General features: G+C 60.5%; 12 protein-coding genes and 2 pseudogenes. 2 read left to right on the top strand and 12 right to left on the bottom strand.

Annotated features, from left to right (window positions below; translation table 11 throughout):
• Positions 1-76: 76 nt before the first annotated feature.
• From ACVIIW_RS16560 to ACVIIW_RS16535, 6 genes and pseudogenes are all read right to left on the bottom strand, one after another.
• Complete coding sequence (locus tag ACVIIW_RS16560; protein ID WP_456701694.1) at positions 77-1,081, bottom strand: pectinesterase family protein; 1,005 nt, start codon at positions 1,079-1,081, stop codon at positions 77-79.
• Positions 1,082-1,335: 254 nt separating this feature from the next.
• Positions 1,336-2,634 carry a glycoside hydrolase family 28 protein gene (locus tag ACVIIW_RS16555; RefSeq protein ID WP_456701693.1) on the bottom strand — a complete coding sequence of 433 codons (1,299 nt, stop codon included), beginning with the start codon at positions 2,632-2,634 and terminating at the stop codon, positions 1,336-1,338.
• A gap of 267 nt (positions 2,635-2,901) precedes the next feature.
• Positions 2,902-3,881, bottom strand: a pseudogene (locus ACVIIW_RS16550) (PDR/VanB family oxidoreductase).
• 7 nt (positions 3,882-3,888) lie between these two features.
• Positions 3,889-4,041 (bottom strand): annotated as a pseudogene (locus ACVIIW_RS16545) (GntR family transcriptional regulator); the annotation flags it as partial.
• Positions 4,042-4,117: 76 nt separating this feature from the next.
• Positions 4,118-5,167, bottom strand: a complete 1,050-nt coding sequence (locus ACVIIW_RS16540) for an aromatic ring-hydroxylating dioxygenase subunit alpha (protein WP_456701692.1) — start codon at positions 5,165-5,167, stop codon at positions 4,118-4,120.
• A gap of 1,903 nt (positions 5,168-7,070) precedes the next feature.
• The gene (locus ACVIIW_RS16535; protein WP_456701691.1) at positions 7,071-7,358 is read right to left on the bottom strand and encodes a hypothetical protein; all 288 of its coding nucleotides are present in this window, start codon (positions 7,356-7,358) and stop codon (positions 7,071-7,073) included.
• 11 nt (positions 7,359-7,369) lie between these two features.
• Between ACVIIW_RS16535 and ACVIIW_RS16530 the strand changes: the two genes are divergently transcribed.
• Positions 7,370-9,397 carry an alpha,alpha-trehalose-phosphate synthase (UDP-forming) gene (locus ACVIIW_RS16530; RefSeq protein WP_456701690.1) on the top strand — a complete coding sequence of 676 codons (2,028 nt, stop codon included), beginning with the start codon at positions 7,370-7,372 and terminating at the stop codon, positions 9,395-9,397.
• 148 nt (positions 9,398-9,545) lie between these two features.
• Here the strand turns inward: ACVIIW_RS16530 and ACVIIW_RS16525 are convergent, their stop codons facing one another.
• From ACVIIW_RS16525 to ACVIIW_RS16500, 6 genes are all read right to left on the bottom strand, one after another.
• A complete protein-coding gene (locus ACVIIW_RS16525; protein ID WP_456701689.1) occupies positions 9,546-9,764 on the bottom strand; it encodes a hypothetical protein in 219 nt (72 codons plus the stop codon).
• A 306-nt stretch (positions 9,765-10,070) separates the two neighbouring features.
• Positions 10,071-11,267 (bottom strand): Wadjet anti-phage system protein JetD domain-containing protein, encoded by a 1,197-nt coding sequence (locus ACVIIW_RS16520; protein WP_456701688.1) that lies wholly within the window; start codon positions 11,265-11,267, stop codon positions 10,071-10,073.
• A complete protein-coding gene (locus tag ACVIIW_RS16515) occupies positions 11,264-12,961 on the bottom strand; it encodes an SbcC/MukB-like Walker B domain-containing protein (protein WP_456701687.1) in 1,698 nt (565 codons plus the stop codon). The genes ACVIIW_RS16520 and ACVIIW_RS16515 overlap by 4 nt, the downstream gene beginning before the upstream one ends.
• Complete coding sequence (locus tag ACVIIW_RS16510) at positions 12,900-14,765, bottom strand: ATP-binding protein (protein WP_456701686.1); 1,866 nt, start codon at positions 14,763-14,765, stop codon at positions 12,900-12,902. Before ACVIIW_RS16510 ends, ACVIIW_RS16515 begins: the two co-directional genes overlap by 62 nt.
• Positions 14,762-15,403, bottom strand: a complete 642-nt coding sequence (locus ACVIIW_RS16505; RefSeq protein WP_456701685.1) for a DUF4194 domain-containing protein — start codon at positions 15,401-15,403, stop codon at positions 14,762-14,764. Before ACVIIW_RS16505 ends, ACVIIW_RS16510 begins: the two co-directional genes overlap by 4 nt.
• A complete protein-coding gene (locus ACVIIW_RS16500) occupies positions 15,393-16,808 on the bottom strand; it encodes a Wadjet anti-phage system protein JetA family protein (protein WP_456701684.1) in 1,416 nt (471 codons plus the stop codon). The genes ACVIIW_RS16505 and ACVIIW_RS16500 overlap by 11 nt, the downstream gene beginning before the upstream one ends.
• Before the next feature lie 215 nt (positions 16,809-17,023).
• On the opposite strand from ACVIIW_RS16500, the gene ACVIIW_RS16495 reads away from it, so the two are divergent.
• Complete coding sequence (locus ACVIIW_RS16495) at positions 17,024-17,980, top strand: IS481 family transposase (protein WP_456701683.1); 957 nt, start codon at positions 17,024-17,026, stop codon at positions 17,978-17,980.
• Positions 17,981-18,517: the final 537 nt, after the last annotated feature.

Raw genomic sequence — 18,517 nt, 5'->3', positions numbered from 1 at the left:
GCGTGAGCCCGCGGCAGCGCCTATCTGCCCTCCCCGCCCCGCTGTTTATCCAAGGAGCATCGTCATTTCCTCACCGTCAGTGCTGCTTTGTGTTCCCTCCACGTCGTTCCGTTGGCAGCCAATCTGTGGCACCTCCGAAGAACACTCCCAGCGACCATCTCGCGGCTTCGCTATCGGTCAGTTGATGGGAGTGAGGTTCGCGGCCTGAGGGGTTAGCCCCGACCCCGAAAGATCTATATTCGGCATAATAGCTCGTGCTCAAAGAGTTGGTCTTGCCGGGAGCCCATTCCCGCCAGCCTTCCGCAACGACCTGCGCATCTATCTTGGTCGACAGGAGAACCACTGTAGCGTAGGCCCGCCAAGGGCGACCAAGCGCGATATTGCGCGCGCCAGGATCGGCACTTAGGCTGCAATGATCAAAAACATAGCCGCTGTCCTCATCGGGAGCTGCCTTGCTCTGGGCCGTAAAGACGACCGCTTGATTGGCGATGCCGCGCAACTCACATTGCCGGAACCAAGCCTTGGCGTTGCCAAACACGAAATCAACATGCCCTTCGATGTAGCAGTTCGAGAAGTATTGGCGTGACATTCTGCCGTTTGGACCCTTGCCAGCAAACAGCGTGTCCTGGGCGCCGAGCAGGCGGACGCGCGTAACGACGTCCTTGTCTCCGGTAAGGGATAGTGCAACCGCTTGCGAAGGTGGATTGGCCGGATTGAGGGCGTAGTCGTTCTGGATGGACAGATTGTCGAGCCGGAAGTCATCGCCAGTGGCACTCAACGTCGCCGAGAGGAGGGTTCCTCCTACATTGATGGCACCGTCCCCATACACAATGACGGTATCCCCCGGATTGCTACCAGTCCCTGAGAGATGAACGCCGGATTTGGAGATTTTGACCTTCTCACGATAGATGCCCGGCCTGATCAGGACATCTCCGCCTTCCGCCGGCAAAGCATCGATGGCTTGCTGTACGGAATGATAATCTGCATTTTCGGCATGCGACACCAACAGTGGCTGAGCGTACGCCGGAGGGATGCACAAACATCCCGCCAGAACTACAGCGCGGCGAACGAAAATTCCCATGTGATCTTACACTTCGTTCAATCAGCGGCACCTTGGGCGCAGTTGGTAGAGCGTGTCTCAGCGGGACAGCCGCCGCGCCAAGCCCCACACATTTTCGCGCGAAATCAGCCCCGCCAACGTCAGCTTCGCATTCCGAGGTTGGCAAGCCGCCGGACGATCGTAACGAAGTCAGGACAACGGGCTCACTTGCGTCAACACCGGCCGCTTTGGACCATGCGTAACTCACCACCCGAGATCGCCGGCGGATGTCGTGCTTACCGTTTGCCATCGCGGAATGCCCCGGAACAAACCTCCGACCCGCGCAGCAGTGGTCCTGCGGCTCGCCCCGGCAGCGGCGGCGATACGTCGGAATGATCTGCGGTGACTTTCGCGTGCTCGATTTGCCAAGTCGCGGTCCTGGAAAATCGGACATCTTCGAGTGTCACGTCAAATGCGTGCGCCTCGTCTAGGCCGCGCATCAGCAACACACCAGAGTCACCATGCACATGACGGAGAACGATTTGCCGATAGACCGGAATCTTAGTGCCTTGAGCGCGCGGATCATATTTTGCGTCGAAAGACAAGGGCCACCGGTTGCCCCGCAGGCACACGTACTCATACGTCACACCTTCGACCAGACCGCCTCGACTAACATCGCTCTTGATGCGCAGACCCGACGTCGTGCCATCCAACGTCAGATTACGCACCAATATGTCTCTGGCACCGGAATTCACCTCACTGCCAATCGACATGCCGTGCCCCGAGCCGAAATAATTATCGATTATCGAGATATGGCTGCTTGAACCACTGTCGCCGGCCTTGATTGCGACGTTGTCGTCTCCCGTGCGGATCAAGCTGTGGGTGATGGTCACATCCTGACTCGCGCCAACGTCGATGCCGTCGGTGTTGCGGGCATCCGCGGGCGTATCGATCGTGAGGCCCCAAAATGTGGCACCTTCGCCCCGGTTCATCGCGATATGAAAATTGGGAGCGTTGCGCAAGGTGACACCAGAGAACGTGATGTTCTGCGCATGATCGATCTGGATCAAGCGCGGGGCGTTCTGGTTGCCGCCTTCGGCTTGGGCGCGCCGGGCAAGCTGCCACCATGTTTCCGCGCTGCCAGCAATCAATGCGCCGCCCTGACCATCGATGATGCCCTCTCCGTAGATGCCGCCGCCTCGCGTCTTAGAAAAGCTGATGAATGGCCGGCAGCCATCGCCCTTCTCCGCAATGCGCCCACATTGTCCGAAACCCTTGTCGTAAGCAGCAGGCTCTGCGATGGCGATCAGCCTCGCACCACGTCCGACCCATAAGGTCACGCCCGACTTCATCTCGAGTGGGCCCGAGCGGAATTCGCCACGCGCTAAATACACGGCGGCTCCGGAGGGGCATTGATCGATAGCATCTTGCAACATGGCCGTATCTTGCTTGCCAGACGGCACGGGGCGGTCGCACACCGTAAGAGGTGCAACAGGTTCACTGATAATCCGCCGGTCTTGCGCTTTCGCGGCTGGGAAGCCAAGTAACGAGGTGAGTACGGACAATAGGGCCAAATTGCAAAAACGCTTCGTCATCAATCTCCTCGTGTTTTGTCACGCGCATCTCTGCCCGTTGCTGTCAATTGCCGAGCGCTAGCTTGATCGAGCCGCGCCGCGCGCTACTGGCCCGTGCAAGATGACGTTTATAAGACGCAGCATTGGCCGGGCGGCGAATGCCAAACGGTATCACTCTGCATTGACGCAATAACGTGGTTTTGTGAGATGCCTCGTGCTCTCAACCGCTTCGTTAAACAGTCAGCAGAACCTGGATGCCGGGGACAAGCCCGGGCATGACGCTTCAACTCAAACCGCATCGGCCCGCAGCAGCGTATCCACCGTGATCGTGCCCCTCGCCCGCGAGACGCAGGTGCAGATCTTCGCGTTGCTTTGCTTCTGGTGATCGCTGAAAAAGACGTCGCGATGGTCGATCTCGCCGTCGAAGGCGACGACGTCGATGCGCATAGGCCGCATTCGCCGCGCTTGCAGTCGGATATCACCTCAAAGCCGCTGGCGTTGAGAACGTCGAGCATCGAACGCTCGCGCGGAATCTCGAGCTCTACATCGGTGTCCTTCAGGCGCACGCGAAAGGCCTCGGTCGGCAGCGAGCCGCTGGAGCCGAAGGTCTCGTAGCGCAGATCTGACAGCGGATGGCCGGCGCCGATCCAGGCGTGGCGGGCGGCATCGAGCATGCGCATCGGGCCGCAGAACAGCGCAAGCGTGCCCTTCGGCAGCGAGGCGAACAGCGCCTCGAGATCGAGCCGCTTGCCTTCGTCGCTGGCATGGACGACCAGCCGATCACCCAGCAGGCTTGCGAGGTCATCGAGATAGGCGCCATCCGCACGCCCGCGCACGGCATAGTGCAGCGCGACCTTCGATCCACGGCGCGCCAGCGCCTGCGCAGCGCCGAGGATCGGGGTGATGCCGATGCCGCCGGCGATCAGGCAATAGTTTTCGCGCTCCCAGTCGACCGCGACGAGCGACGCCGGCCGCGTGATGTCGAGCCGCGCGCCCGGCGCCAGCTGCCACATGTAGCGCGAGCCGCCACGGGAATCCTCGGCGCGGCGCACCGCGATCCTGTAGCCTTGCGGGCTCGCTTCACCGACCAGTGAATAGGACCGCGTCTCCGGCTGGCCGTGGATGGTGACGCTGACACTGATGTGGCTGCCGACCGGATAGGCGGCGCCATCAAACTGGTCGGGCCTGATCAGGAATTCGCGGATGCCGGGCGACAGATCGCGCGTCGAGACCAGCGTTGCGGGAATCCAGGTTTCGATGAAGCGCATGGTGCCCTCAATCGGTTGTGGTCTTGATCAGCGCGAGCGCCGGCAAGAGGTCGAGATGGGTGCGATTGCGCAGTGCGAGGCGGAGATTGCGCACCGCAAGCCGGGCGTGCTCGCGCATGATCGCTTCGGCCCGCGCACCCTCACGGTTCTCAGAGCGATCCGGACAACATCTGGTCGCGCAGCGCGAGCTGCGCCTTCACGGTCTGCGAGACGGAGCGGTCGACCTCGGCCATGCCCTACTCCGCGGCCTGCAGATGCTGCGGTCCGTTTTCCTTCGCCACCATCTTGTCGATCAGCTTGCGCATCCACATCGCGCCGGCATCGATGTTGAGATTGTAGAAGATGCGATCCGGGTTCTCGTCCATGGCGCGCTGCTGCGCCTCGAGGATCAGCTCGTCCTCGCGGAAGATGCTGGAGACGCCTTCGCGGAGCTCGGTGGTGAGGCGCTGTTCGCCGAGCCGGTAATTGCGGACGAAGGCCCAGAAATAATGGCAGGTCTTCTCTGTCTCGGGCGTGATGGTGTTCAGCACGAAGCCGTTGACGCCCTGCGAGCGGTCGCCCTCGGGCGCGCCGGTACCTGCCGGCGCGACGCCGACGTCGATGGCGATGGTACAGGGCGCCTCGAAACGGATGATCTGCCAGCGGTCGACCAGACCAGGCTTGCCGAGCTGCTTGGCCCAGAACGGCGGCGCCTCGATGCCGCGCATCCAGCGCGTCACGGTGACCGTCTTCTCGCCATGGGTGACGTCGAACGGCGCTTCGGCCACGGCGTCGTTTCCAATCGAGGAGCCGTGCACGAAGGTCTCGTGGGTGAGGTCCATGAGATTGTCGAGCACGAGACGGTAGTCGCAGTTCACGCGGATGGTCTTGCCGTCGCCGGCCCAGGCTGGATCGTGATTCCAGTGCATGTCGGGCACCAGCGCGGGATCAGCCAGCGCAGGATCGCCCATCCAGAGCCAGATGTAGCGGTGACGCTCGACCACGGGATAGGCGCGGACGCAGGCCGACGGGTTGATGGTCTCCTGCGATGGCATGAAGGTGCAGCGCCCCTGCGCATTGTATTTCAGGCCGTGATAGCCGCAGACGACGGTGTCGCCTTCGAGCCGGCCCTTCGACAACGGCACCAGGCGATGCCAGCAGGCATCCTCCAGCGCAGTCACCGAGCCATCGGCCTTCCGATACATCACGACATGCTTGCCACAGATCGTCCGGGGCAACAGCGCCGGCTTCACCTCGGCATCCCACGCGGCGGCGTACCAGGCGTTCATGGGGAAGGGTTTCGTCATGGGCGATCTCCCAAGGCTTAGGGACACCTTATGTTCAGCCAGGTTCGGCTGCTGATCGACTAAGAAGCGCCCTGTACCAATGGCGGAGCCGCTGCATTTGGATACGTCGAAATTGTGCGAGTCCACGGCAACCTCTCGTCCGGGGGGCAGTTGATTATTCGGTATTCGGTCCAGCTTTCGAGAAGCTGACGAGGTTACAGCCGGGGCCTACCGTAAGGCATCAGGCAGAGCATTGCCCGGGGCGAATGTAGCGTAAGTGACTGCCGTTTTCCGGCTTCTTCCGAACCACATTTTGCGGGACATAGTCAGCCAGTTCGCGTTATCGTCGATGCGAATTTCCGGATCTGGCCCTTTATCCGCAGTCACAAGTACCAGAGCCGTCGCAGGCCTAGCGCCGAGGCTATTGTGGAGTGTCACGATGTTGACGCGCGCCCAGAAAGGTCTGCCAGGCAGTTTTGACGCGTAGATGACGTACTAAACAACCGAGCTGGCCCTGAGCCAAACCTAAAGAGTTGTTGACATTCATTCAGGACATCTGCGCCAACAGCCGCCAGACGGGAAGCTAGGCTCAAAACTGCAGTGTGGGCTCCCTGATGTGATGTTACTCCGCACCCATCCGCAGGCCAACGCACCACAATCGCCAAAACGCCCATAATGTTGGGAGGCCGCCATTGCGAGCGCCCGGATCGAAAGCGATGCGTCTCAGTTTGTCGGTGGCGAAACCTGCTGCCGTAAACGTGTGTCCCGCTTTTAACGGTCCCATAATCGACTGGAAAACGCCACGGGACCCTCCTCGTCGATGGGATTATCGACGGTTCGCGATTCGGGCGATCGCGCTCTACGTGTTGGATCGGTTGCCGCAGGGTCCCGGCGGCGTTCATCAAGCGACGATGGGATTGCTCGACGCTCAAGCCTCCGTTCCAACTCCTCCAATCCTGCCTTACATTCGGCGACAACCGATTGGGCACGAAGCAGCTCGACCTTGAGCTCGTCCATTTGCCTGGTTATTTTCTCAGGATCCCAGTCGTCCTGCATCAGCTCATCACCATCTGCAAACACCGATGCTAGCCCGGTGGCCTAGCTGCAAGACCCCGCTCGGCATCTCACCGCTTCCAGCGCCTGAGGCGCAGCTTAAAAGTGACACAAACGATTGTTCCAAAGCATAACGTCATATTATCTGGACCGACATTCGCCGCGACTCTGTTAGAGGCCCGGAATTTTGGCCGCCAAAGCAACGCGCGATCTCAAGATGATTGAGTTCGCGCTGAGTTGCATCAAGAGACCGGCGCCTGATGAAGTCGTAACAGTTCATTTCAAGACTCGGGTCGCGTGCTGGATGAGCATCATGAACACAAGTGGTGTCGTCACCGATTCAAGCAACCGGCATGCCATGCATTCGAGCATTTTCATACGGTACAAAGCTCAGCATTCCCGCACCATCTCGTCACCGGCGCCCCATTTGTTGCGCCTGAAACAACTAATGTCTTGAGCAAGACAGTGACGGTGCCAACCGCGACAACCTAACAGCACTCCCTACGACGGCCCCCAATCAAAAGGACGAACACTTTGCCGATTTAGGCCAGCATCATCTCACCATTTTGCGCAGCGCGTCACGGTACGAGATCTAGTGAACGCGGCTGCGACGACAAGATCGCATCGGAGTGGATAGCTGAAGCGCGTGTAATCTGAGCAGCTTGTTAAATGAGCTGGATAGCAGATAACGCACGGCATCGCAGCCTTCGTGGACCGGTGAGAAAGGGTAGTTGGCCATCAAGGTACCGACGAACCGGACGCATTTGCACAGACCGCAACTCCGATCGCACTCACGTCGCTTGGACAGATCGCCATGAGGGACACGCCTGGACGACGAGGCGCTGGGTTCATGTGTCCTGGGGGTCGCGGATCATAGTCTTATCGCTGCCGCGCGAGCGTGTTTTGCTTGCGCTCTGCCACGGGCACACGCGTCCGTCTGGCGTAAAAAACTGTCCTGAACATTTTTGCGTGCCGCTCTCGTCAGCTTAACCGGTGAATGCGCGCTCCATCCGAGCGTGATCTCCTCATTGAGGAACACGAAAACACCCCGCCTTGTCGTAACGATCATAGGCCAGCGTTTTGCTTCCAGCCAATCGATTCCGGCGTCAGCCGAACCGCGCATTTCCTCGTCAACAATATGGTTGACCGCCTGTTGCACTTGCCTCGCCGATGGAGCCGCGCCTGCCCGGCTATCTGTCCCGCCGATTGGTCAGCTTCCAGAAAGCTGGGCCTGCCAACCTGATCGTGAAGATATCTCGGCCGATCCGCGCAGCGTCAAGCGGAAACATCGTCAAACGGAGATACGAAATGGTTCGAATCCATGACGCGCTCGACACCGGAACTTCAGGCGCTTCGCAGCAAGATGAAGCTGGAGGCGAGACTGCCTTCGACATGCACCTGGACAGCGTGCCGCTGGAGCAAGGGAAACACGTAGAAGCTGGACCTTCCACTGCCGTTGCCTCAAGCGACCCGAAGGACGGCCTCGCCCCGGTAGACCAGCGGCGCGATATGAAGCTCGTCGTCATCTCGAACCGGGTTGCCCCCTTCGACCCCAATAAGCCTCAGACCGGCGGGCTTGCGGCCGGCCTGGAACCGGTCGTTGAACGTTCCGGTGCACTCTGGGTGGGCTCCTCGGATACCCGCGGAGATGGGACCGACCAGCCCTTGCCGCTGGTGAAGACCGGTGCAGGCGACGTGGCGAGGCTAAACCTGCCAGAGGCAGACTATCCCGGCTATTATCGAGGTTTTTCCAATTCGACACTGTGGCCTGCAATGCATTCCCTGTCCGAACGGATGTCGGGCTCCGAAGGCGATTATGACAGCTATCGAAACGTTAACGCCTTCATAGCGCGAGCCGCCTTTGACGTCCGGGATCGAGACGTATTCTGGGTACATGACTATCATTTGCTTCCGCTCGCGGCTGAGCTGCATAGGCTCGGCATTGATCGGCCGACCGGCTTTTTCCTGCACACGCCTTGGCCGGCGCCCGACTTGATCGAGCACGTACCTCACCATCGCGAGCTTATGAAGTCGATGCTCGAGTACGATCTGCTCGGCTTTCAGACAAACCGGGATCTCAACAATTTCCTCGCCTGCCTTCGGGTCTATTTCGGGCTGGAGAGCAAGGGTGGCACCGTGACAACGGACCGTGGCCAGACCCGGTTGCAAAAATTCCCGATCGGCATCGATCCCAACCAGTTCGCAAAGTATCTTGCGGCAGAGCTTTCGGCCTCAGAGGAAGAAAAACTCTCGTCATTATTGCAGAAATTCGAGGCCGCAAAGTTTGCGATCGGCGTCGACCGGCTCGACTACACGAAGGGTATCGATAAGAGGGTCGAAGCGTTCAACCACCTTTTAGCCGCGGAGCCTGGCAGCATCTCGTTGCTGCAGATCGCGCCGTCCTCTCGTGCGGACGTTGGCGAATATCAGAAGTACAAGGAGGACGTGGAGAATGCGATCAGCCAAGTCAATGCTGAGCATGGCACGGACGAGTGGAAGGCGATCCACTACACGAGCGACTCGTTCAGCCAGGCTGCACTCGCCCGTCTTTACCGCGCCGCAAATATAGGTCTCGTCACGCCGCTGCGCGACGGCATGAATCTCGTGGCGAAAGAATATGTCGCGGCCCAAGACCCAAATGATCCCGGTGTTCTGGTCTTATCGAAGTTTGCCGGGGCGGCTGAAGATTTGAACGAAGACGAGGCGCTGCTGATCGATCCAAATAATCCCGAAGAGATTGCAGACGCTATTTCGAAAGCGACCAACATGCCGCTGGAGGAGCGTGTCAGGCGCTGGCGGTCGATGATGGATAAGATTGAATCCTATACCATCCACGACTGGTCGGCGGACTACCTCCGGGAGCTGGACAAAAGCCGCATCACTGTTCCGGCTGATCAGTTCCACCATCTCGGTCTCGGCTGGACCAACGAGGCCCAAATGCCGCTCTATCAAACTTATGCAGCGGCGCTGGCCGTCTATAATGAGGTCGAGCCCACGGCTACCGCCTTGAAGGAGGCCGCCTATGCAGACGTGAAATCGGCCTTTGAGGCTTTAGCGGTCCCGCTGACGCACACACAGGACAGCCTCTGGGATTTGCCGGCGCAGACAGCTCCACGCGACGGTGCTCGTGAGAAACGGCTCGACCTCATGAGGATTGACCGGGCAAACCGCATGACATGGCGGGTGACCGGTCCTTAGCAACAAAAGAGCAATCTGCGGCTTTCTCGTTGAGGCATGCGGGCGTGTCGCGTCCGCATGGTGAACGGATGTGCGGGGCCATATAAATGGGTCAAAGGACACATAAGTCTGTCGGGCTCTTCAGCCCCAAATCTTACAAAATCGCGCCTCAACAGAAGAGGTTCGACATGAAAATCGAAGATCTGCACCCGTCCGCTGGCCTGCCGAGCACAACAAGCGTCCAGCGATCCTCGCGCTCGCGCACTTTGCGCGAGCCGACATGGCGCTGGGTCACGCCGGAGCCGGGCACGAGTTCAAAGACGTTCACAAAGAGCTGGTGAGAGGATTCAGCCGGAACAAAGCTGCTCCCAGATCCGCTCTTCTTCATGTCTGTATGAAGCCCGAGTGCGTTTCCGCCTTGAAGGTGACCAGTTCATGGCTAAGGGCGCGAATGTCGTGGTGGTGTCCCATCAGATGGCGCAGGCGCTGGTCGGTGCTCCGTCGGAGCTAAAAGTTTGGACCTCTCCTGCCCGATGCCCTGGCTCTACATGGCGCTCCGGGACAGCCCCTTCGGATGAACATCGAGCCTGCGATCGTCGAGGGCTGCTCGGTCTCTTTCATCGTGCAGAGCGCCGGTGAGGGCCTGAAAAGAAGTCGCCCGGACCCCGGGGCGCGGCCGCCGCAAAAACGGCTGCTATCCGGCTGCAAGAGGAGAGAGTGGATCGAGAGCCTCCTGCTCCAGGTGATGCACGTCAGGTCCGGAACACAGCCACTCAGCGAGACCACGGATCTTACTGTCTGATGACGCGATGGACGCCAGGCTCGGATCGACAGTGGTCGAGTGGCCGCATTGCTCGGCCAATTCCCTCGTCATTAGATGCGGCAGTGGTCCCCGGGGGAGACTTTCCTCCAGATACCTAAAAATGCGCACGCCTCCGGCGTCCACGTCCCCCCAATGAAGAAACGGCACATCGGCCGGAAGGGCATTCAGGACGTTGGTCAGAAGTTCGATGACCCCTGCCGCGGGAAAGCCGCCGATGTAAACGACTAGACCGCCATCCTCGATCTCACGAACCTGACGATTGAAGCTTGCGTAGTTCTCGATCGTCAGCACCGCCGTCGGTCTTTCCAGGATCGACAATTGCGGAAGCATTTCCGGATGAATGGATACGAAAGGCTTTGCCCGGCCATCGATCAGGCGGCCACAAGCCCCTTCCACGGCAAGAGGTCCTTTCAGGTAGACAGGGTGACCGAAGCGCTCCAGCCCGATCTTCGCCCAAACCACATCCGGCGCTGCGCCCGGCTGCCCGATCCGGACGGCGAGAACGCCGGCAATCCGCGAAGCGTGCCGATCGAAGGCCTTTGTGTCTTTCGTCGCCTTTTGGGAGAAGGTTCGCGCGTCCAGTCCTCTGGCCTCCTGCCGCGAGATGGACGCCAACAGCGTGAAGAACTCCTTGGCGGCGTCGGGCTGGCTGGCCGTGAGGCGGTACGCTGCCTCGCTGCGGGCCCACTTAGCTGTCATCTCTTCCAACAAGCCGACGACCCACGGCTCGCCGTTCGCGGCGATCGGGAGCAACTCGTCCCTGAGGCGCTGCGCTGTAGCCGGCGCTGTCGGACGACCGAGATGCCTGGCGAGCAGCTCAGGGTCGCGGACGCGGACTCGCTCGATCAGGTGACTCCGGTCTCTTCTGCCCCATTGCACCTCGACAGCGCCGAACCTTGTCGCTGATGCCATTTGGTCGTGGAAACGGATGACTTGCTGTGCCGTCGGCAGCCTGTCGTATTCCAGAGCCGCGGAAGCCGGGCGAGACCGATCGGGGTTCCGTTCGCTTCTCTCGAGCAGGCGTTCGAGGAATTCGATGCCGACGTCGGCTGTCCTAACGTTGGTCATTCCGCAGCCTGGTCTTGCGGGGCAGCCTGAGTCTGCTCGGTCGCGATCAGCTCCGACTTGAACACGTCGAAGCCCTTCCGGTAGGGATCGATCGCAACGATAGCGTCGCGCATTTTCTCCGTCAGGAATTCGGTGTCGATCACCACCAGGTTGCCGAGTCGGTTCACGTTCACGACCGTGTCGACCACCTCCATAAACACATGGCGCTTTTCGTCCGGGGTGGCTAGCATGACCTGGAGCCCGAGATCCCGCATGAACTGAGAGCACTGACCGATGGCCTTCGTGTCCAGCCGGTTAAAGGCCTCGTCGAAAATCGCGAGCGACAGCCCGCTTTCTCCGGTGCGACGGTTCTGGTACGTGGCGGCTAGAGAAGCGCCGATGGCGATGTAGAACGGCAGTTGCCCCTCGCCGCCGGACCCCGTGCCGGCGCGGCTGGTCAACGAGGAGCGGATCTTGCCCTCGGCATCCTGGATGTAGAGCTCGAAGTTAAAATACTTGCGCGGGTCCTCGATGTCCTCCGTCCGTTCCTCCGGATTGGCCAATATTTCCTCAATCTGGCGCACCGCCCGGATCAGGGGAGAGGCTGCGTCGCCGCTTCGATCCCCGAAGAGAGGCAGGTTGAACTCCGGCTTCCTAGATTCTTCGACGAGCTCGATCATCTCGACGTGGGTCGGGGCCTCAAGCGCCTTGAAGGAGTAGTAGTCCCGTCCGTGAAACTGACGGTCCTTGAGGTGCCGATTGAGCTCACTCAAAGTCGACTTGATGCCGGTGAAGGCGTCGTCGAGGCGATGTAGGAGATCATCGCGGAATGCCGAGGTCATCTCGATCGCGGCGTTGCGGCACTGCTCCTCATATTGAACCAGTTCATGGGCGTCGAGGCGCTTCTTTTCAGCCGCGGCCCATTGCTCGACGGCCGCCGGTGTCGCCTCCTCAGCGGTGAAGGACGGCACGACATGGAATTCTTGACCATGCTTGTTCACCGCATTGGTCATTTCGCGCATGAGGCTGGAGCGCCGTGTCGTAGAACGTGTCTCCCTGTCCGCGATCATCCCCACGATATGGTTCGCAATGGTCTCCGTCGCCAGCGCGGCAACTTCCTGTCGATAGCCACGCATAGTTGTCGATTGCGGAAAGTCCTGCCGCAACTGACGCGCGCGGTCGCGTCGAGCTACACGGGCGGAGTCGCGGTTCTTTTGCATGTAGTCATCGTAGGCACCTTCGGCCTTATCGCGAGCACTCTTTGCATAATCAAAGGCCTTCTGTGTCTCTGACTTTCTACGGCCCGCCGTCTCGACTCCCGTCGCGAGGCGCTTCAGGTCGGCGACGAGCTTGGGATCGCGATTACGCTTCGCGTCCTCGATGTTCTTCTCGATCTCCGCGATCTTGCGGTCGAAAGCGGCCAGGTCTGCGCCGCAGTCGAAGCATGTCAGGCCAGCTTCGAGCATCTTCTGGAAGCGGGCGAACATGTCCTCGAAAAGCCGTGCCTCTTCTTCTAGGCGGCCAACCTCGCGCGCCCGCTCGGCAAGCTGCAGCGCGAGCTCCTGCCGCTCGGCTTGAAGCTGTTGACGCATCTGGGCCTGCGTAGACCGTCCGAGCTTAAGGTGCTCGGGTTTAGGAAGTCGCCGGACCGTCCTACCGCCCTGCATCATGCGGTCCGGCGTGATGGCGTTCTCGGCGGCGGCCATCTTGTCCATGGTCTCCACCATCATGAGCCGGCCAAGGCGATAGTTCAGGAAGGCCCGCGCATGCCGGTTTTCCGTGCTGATGATCTGTGCCAGCGACCCTTTTTCTGACGGTCTGGTGCTTTCGGTCTTGGTCGTGTTGATGACCTCGGCGTGCTGGAATGAAAATTCTCCGCCCTCCCGGTAGATCTCGAGGGCCCGGACGGCTCGACTGGGTTCGACGATGAGCGCCTCCCGCGACCGTCCCAAGACGGCTTCGGCGGGCCATCCGCCACTTGTCTTCGCGGATTTCCACTACATCGCACAAAGGTTCGGCTTCGATCCCGTGCGAACGAAGCTGGTCAATCAGATCCCGGGTGCCTCGCTCGATCGGGCTCAGTCCCTGGTCCATGCGCTTTAGATTACTGTCGATCTGATCGATACGATCCTGCAGATCTCTTGTCGCCACGCGGGCGTTGAAATGGACGTCCGAGAACGTCTTGCGGACCGCCGCCAGACGCTCCTGGTCGACTGCGGCAAGGGCCGCATCAAGATGTGAGGTGCTGTCCTTCCAATCGTCCGGGAGCGTCTTGTCCCACTCGGAAAGGGGTGCCCTACTCCGGGCGATGACAACTGCGCTCAGCAGCGCATGCAGCAGGTCGTCGCGACGAACCAACAGATTGAGCTCGACGGCCTTCTTGATCGAAGCGATGAGGCTCTCGAGATCCTTCAGTGGTGCCATGGCGTTGGCGCGCTTGCTCAGAGCCGCGGTCTTGTCTGACTCGTACATCTGGGCAAGCTGCTCGGCGTCGCTGGTCCTAATCGAAAGCTCAATGCTCTTGTGCTCGGCTTCGAGCGTGCCGTGCCGGGCCGCGGCGGTGGTCGCTTCGACTTCCGCGTTGCGCGCGGCGGTCCGCAGCTGCGCGAGTGCCTCTTCCTGCCGCCTGGCCTCGCGGCGGAATTTCTCCCATTCCAGGCGGGCAATCTGCCAGCTGGTGGTTGCGATGACCCGTTCGTTTTCGATAGCCCGACTGACGATGCGGAGAACTACAGCGAGGCTCGCGCTTTGGGCCTTCAACTCCTCGATACGGTGGGTCAGCGAGCGCCAATGCTCGATCCCCCGGCGCAGTCTGTCGACCTCGATTGGCTGGACATCGAGAACGTAATTCCGGACGAACTCCGTCGGATTGTCCACCGGCTTCAGCAGCAGGGCGTTCCTGAACGCCCTCTGGAAACGCCGCGGGTCGAGCGGGAAGCCCGCCGGTGACAAGGCCCTGAGCGATTCCGCCACGAAGTCGGTTGCGCTCGAAAATGCATCGTCGACGTCGATTTTCCGGGCACGCATCGCGGTGCGCACGGCGTGCCACTGTAGCGTCTCGACCTCGTCGTCGTCGAGCGCGGCGAGGACGTCATCCTTGGTCACGGCCCCCTTTATGATGAAACGCGCTTCGCAGGTTTCGTCGCTCCTCGATGCCGATGCCGCGAAGGCTACGCCCAAGCTCACGGCCGGTCCGCCGGTCACGTCCTGAAAGACAAGGATGACGTAAGTGTAGGCATGCTGTCGCGTCGGCTCCGACCTCTCGCCCTTTTCGTCGAGCGAGACAACGCCGAGACAGTAGTCGCGCAGCGTCCGCTTGCTCCTGACGTTGCTCTGGGCACTCGGATTGAATCGGATGCTGGCCATACTCGCGCCGGACAGAACGGTCTGCACGGCGTCGATGATCGCCGATTTTCCCGCGCCGTTCGGTCCGATGATGGCGGTCATGCCGCGCATATCGACCTGCTGAGCGCGGAACAGGTACCAGTCGACCAGAATGATGCGACGGAGTTCGATCACGCCTGCCCCTCGCTCGTGACGTCGGGCTTTTCCGCCGCCGCGGTGGAACGCGACACGAACTCCTCCAGCGAGCCAAGTGTGTCCCTGGAGACAACGATCGGCAATGCAGGCCGCAGGAACAAGGTGAAGTTCCTGTCGTCCCGATCCTCGATCCTGACGAGTCCCCTCTGCCGGAAGCCGGCGAGGATTTCCTTCACCCGCCCGAAGTTGGGCCGCTCCCGATGGGTCCGATCTTCGTAGATCTGCAGGATGTGCTCGCTCTCGACCTCCACCTCGCCGAATTCCTTCGCTTCGTACCGGGTGAACGCTTCCTCATAGTGGAGTCGCAGCACCAGCAGCAGCAGGCTCTCGTCGAGCTTCATGCTCTGGCGCGGAGGCAGTTCGTTCGCGACCAGGCCGAGGTATCCGTCGTTCGGCCTGCCGACGACCCGATATCCGAGCGCGTCAAACAGGTTCTCGAAATAGCTCGCGTAGTGGCGCAGCACTTCGTACGAGGTCTTTATGCCCCAATCGTTCTCATAGATGAACTGCGCACGCCAAAGCACCTGGGCGGCCTGACGCAACTCTTTCTGGAGATGGTCGCCGTCATGGCCTTCGGAGTCCGCGTCGTCGATGATTTTGGAAAGATCACGCAGCATCGGCCGAGGTCCTCGTTCTCGCGATGCGGAAGGCGGTCACGTCGATCCAGTCGTTGGAGGTGCGCCCCTCTTCCAGCGTGACCGTAAATTCGCCTAGTCGCACGGAGCGACCGACGGCAGCCAGGTTCGGGAACGCCCGGTAGGCGAACAGATCGGCAATGCTTTCGATCTCGACCTCCGCAGACGAGACGACGTCGCGATCTTGCATCTTCCGACGAGCGAACTCGAGCAGCCTCTGATCGGTCACCCGCACCATCCGATCAAACTCGGTTGTGGCTTGTACATAGGCGCGAAGATAGGGGTCCTGCTTCGGAACCTTGAACCGCGTCCGCTCGGGCGGAGCTTTAGGTGGCGGGGGGGTGTACAACGCGAGCGACGTGACCGGCAGACCGACATCCGGCGACCTCAGCCGGATCTCGACCTCGTCGTTGCCTATCTTCGAGAGCTGCTCGATTAACCGGACGATGCGCTCCGCGGATCCCTCTCCGATGACATCCATGTAGTGTACGGCGGTGCGGATGCGGCGTTCGAGCCGATCCCGGAAGTCCTCGATCTTATCCATGAACGGCCCGACATCCTCGAACACGCTCTTGATCTTCTCGAGCTCCGCGATGACGCGTGCCTCGGCCGTGGCAATAGTGGCGCCTGCGGCCATAACACCTTGCTCGATGTAGGCGCGTGCGATCTTGCCGAGGCGCTCGGCGTCCGCGAGCATGTCGCCCGCGAGAGATGCGATCATGCGACGATGACGGTAGGGGTTGTTGGACGTCTTGAGCTGCTTGTAGTCGGCGATCAGCAGCCCGTCGACGAAATCCTGGAAGAACGTGCGAAGGATGGCGGCCGCGTTCGGATTGCCGAGAATGCGGTCCTCAATCTCACGCATGCCGGCGAGGATGCGGCGCATGCTGCGCGCGAAACGCAGAGCCGTGTCGTGTGCGTTGGCCAGGCCTTGGGCCATCGTCTCCGGCTCACGAAATGCGGCCTCCAGGTTGTTCTTGACGTCGACCACGGCGCCGGCAACGCGTATGCGACTGTTGCCGAAATCGGTAATCGCCCCCAGGACCATGAAGGCGTCCGGATTCATGTCGACGTAGGTCCGCCACTTTTCGGTGTCTTCGGTGAGCCAACCGGAATCGCGTAAACGGTAGTAGGCGAGATAGTGGGCCTGGCTCGTCGTCTGGTCTTCGTCCGGATCCCCCTCGGAAAGATCACCCATTGTGTCGATGCTGAACTCCGAAAGTCCGATCTCGATCTGCTTGACGACCTCTTCTCGCAGCGGGGTCTCGAGGATGCGGGCAGAGTACACGCGCTCGTAGAGCCGCATGAGGAGACGAGCGTAGACGTGCTTTTTCGGGCCCGAGAGAGGGCGGAAGAGGGTCTCTGGGAGATAGCCAAACAGCTTCATAGCGGGTCCTCAGCCTACCGATTGAACCGTCATATTGACTCAACCGCAAGAAAAAACTGAGAAGTTTCAGGGCGTTCTAACGTCGCCCCCCCCCCGCTCAGCGTTATGTATCGAGCGTCGTGGTGAGCTAGGTGTGGTCTCTCAAGAGGTTGTCCATCTGGTCTGAACCGAGGAAGCTGAGGTTGCGAAGCTTCAGTGTTCCAAGGAGAGACCAGATGAACGTCCACAAGAATGCGCCTTTGACGCCCAAAGGTCGAGAGGCGATGGTGCGAAGCGTAGTCGAGGGTGGGCTGAGCCAGGCTGACGCGGCCTTCCAGTTCAACACGACGCCCAAGACCGTTGCCAAATGGGTCCAGCGGTTCCGTGAGGACGGTGTGGAGGGGTTGCGTGACCGCCCCTCAAGGCCGCACTCATCGCCGAGCCAAACTCCTGCGGCCACATGCACGGCTATCGAGGCCTTGCGCCGGCAGCGCCACACCGGCCAGCAAATCGCAATCGAGGTCAAGGTGTCGCCAGCCACGGTCAGCCGAGTGCTTCGTCGTTTGGGCTTGAACCGGATCCGCGATCTTGAACCGGCCGAGCCGGAGCGCCGTTATGAGCGTGAGTCTCCAGGCGAGATCATTCACATCGACATCAAAAAGCTCGGGCGTTTCGAGCGGGTTGGTCATCGCATCACCGGCGATTCAAGTGGTCCAAACAGGAGCCGAGGCGTCGGCTGGGAGTTCGTCCACGTCTGCATTGACGACCATTCCCGCGTCGCTTTCTCGGAGATCAAACCGGACGAGACGGTGGACAGCGCGGTGTCTTTTCTCAAGGCGGCTGTGGCTTATTATGGAGGCCTTGGGGTCACCGTCACGCGCGTCATGACCGACAATGGCGGTTGCTACCGATCTCACGCCTTCGGCGAGGCGTGCCGCGACCTGGGCATCAAGCACATCCGCACCAAACCCTACACGCCGAGAACGAATGGCAAGGCAGAGCGCTTCATCCAAACCGCACTACGGGAATGGGCTTATGCCAAAGCCTATCCAACCTCCAATCGCCGCGCCCAAGAGCTGCCGATCTGGCTGCATCGATACAACTGGCACCGGCCTCATGGTGGTATAAAGTCACAAACCCCGATCAGCCGCCTCGGTCTGACTGAGGTCAACCTCTTGAGGCTCCACAGCTAGGCCGGGGCGCCCTCACGCCGAGGGGGCTGCCGTCGGCAGAAAGGTCGCTGCGAGACGCCGATGACGCTATTGCTTCCCCGCTTTCCTTGCGTCACTTGAGGTACTCCCGAGCGGCATCCTCCATAACCGACCAGGCGGCCCGCTTCTCTTCGAGGGCCGCCGCATGCCGGCGGCGATCTGGGGATCGATCATTATTAGGACCGTGACACGCTTTCCGATCGGCGTGCGCATGCCCGCTTCGATGCCTTTTTCTTCCCCACCCTGGCCTTTCCGCGCCGTGCGAAGCAGTTGGTTAACCATACGGGATGCTGACGGTGTCTGGCTGAAAAAGTCCAAGGCCGGCGCACCCGCTTTAGGGGGCAGCGTCGCAGGGCTAGCTGACCAAACGCAACCAGAGTGGGTTGATGGGCTCCATCCGATACACTCTTTTATGTCCCAAAACCTCTTTCAACACGCGTTTTAGGCCCAAATGACAATCTTGTACGTGCGAAGCGGACCGAAGTCATAGGGCCGTCGCCCACGGCCAGAATGGCCGCA

This window comes from Bradyrhizobium sp. USDA 4449 (assembly GCF_054056275.1).
Note: the sequence above shows the minus strand (reverse complement) of the source record. Positions and strands in the feature narration are given on the sequence as shown.

What these genes read in the sequence shown, in the direction of transcription:
- ACVIIW_RS16515 (WP_456701687.1), bottom strand. Translation starts at nt 12,961, where the DNA reads ATGGACAAGATGGCCGCCGCCGAGAACGCCATCACGCCGGACCGCATG.
- ACVIIW_RS16530 (WP_456701690.1), top strand. Translation starts at nt 7,370, where the DNA reads ATGGAGCCGCGCCTGCCCGGCTATCTGTCCCGCCGATTGGTCAGCTTC.
- ACVIIW_RS16525 (WP_456701689.1), bottom strand. Translation starts at nt 9,764, where the DNA reads ATGAAGAAGAGCGGATCTGGGAGCAGCTTTGTTCCGGCTGAATCCTCT.
- ACVIIW_RS16495 (WP_456701683.1), top strand. Translation starts at nt 17,024, where the DNA reads ATGAACGTCCACAAGAATGCGCCTTTGACGCCCAAAGGTCGAGAGGCG.
- ACVIIW_RS16520 (WP_456701688.1), bottom strand. Translation starts at nt 11,267, where the DNA reads ATGACCAACGTTAGGACAGCCGACGTCGGCATCGAATTCCTCGAACGC.
- ACVIIW_RS16505 (WP_456701685.1), bottom strand. Translation starts at nt 15,403, where the DNA reads ATGCTGCGTGATCTTTCCAAAATCATCGACGACGCGGACTCCGAAGGC.
- ACVIIW_RS16560 (WP_456701694.1), bottom strand. Translation starts at nt 1,081, where the DNA reads ATGGGAATTTTCGTTCGCCGCGCTGTAGTTCTGGCGGGATGTTTGTGC.
- ACVIIW_RS16555 (WP_456701693.1), bottom strand. Translation starts at nt 2,634, where the DNA reads ATGACGAAGCGTTTTTGCAATTTGGCCCTATTGTCCGTACTCACCTCG.
- ACVIIW_RS16540 (WP_456701692.1), bottom strand. Translation starts at nt 5,167, where the DNA reads ATGACGAAACCCTTCCCCATGAACGCCTGGTACGCCGCCGCGTGGGAT.
- ACVIIW_RS16500 (WP_456701684.1), bottom strand. Translation starts at nt 16,808, where the DNA reads ATGAAGCTGTTTGGCTATCTCCCAGAGACCCTCTTCCGCCCTCTCTCG.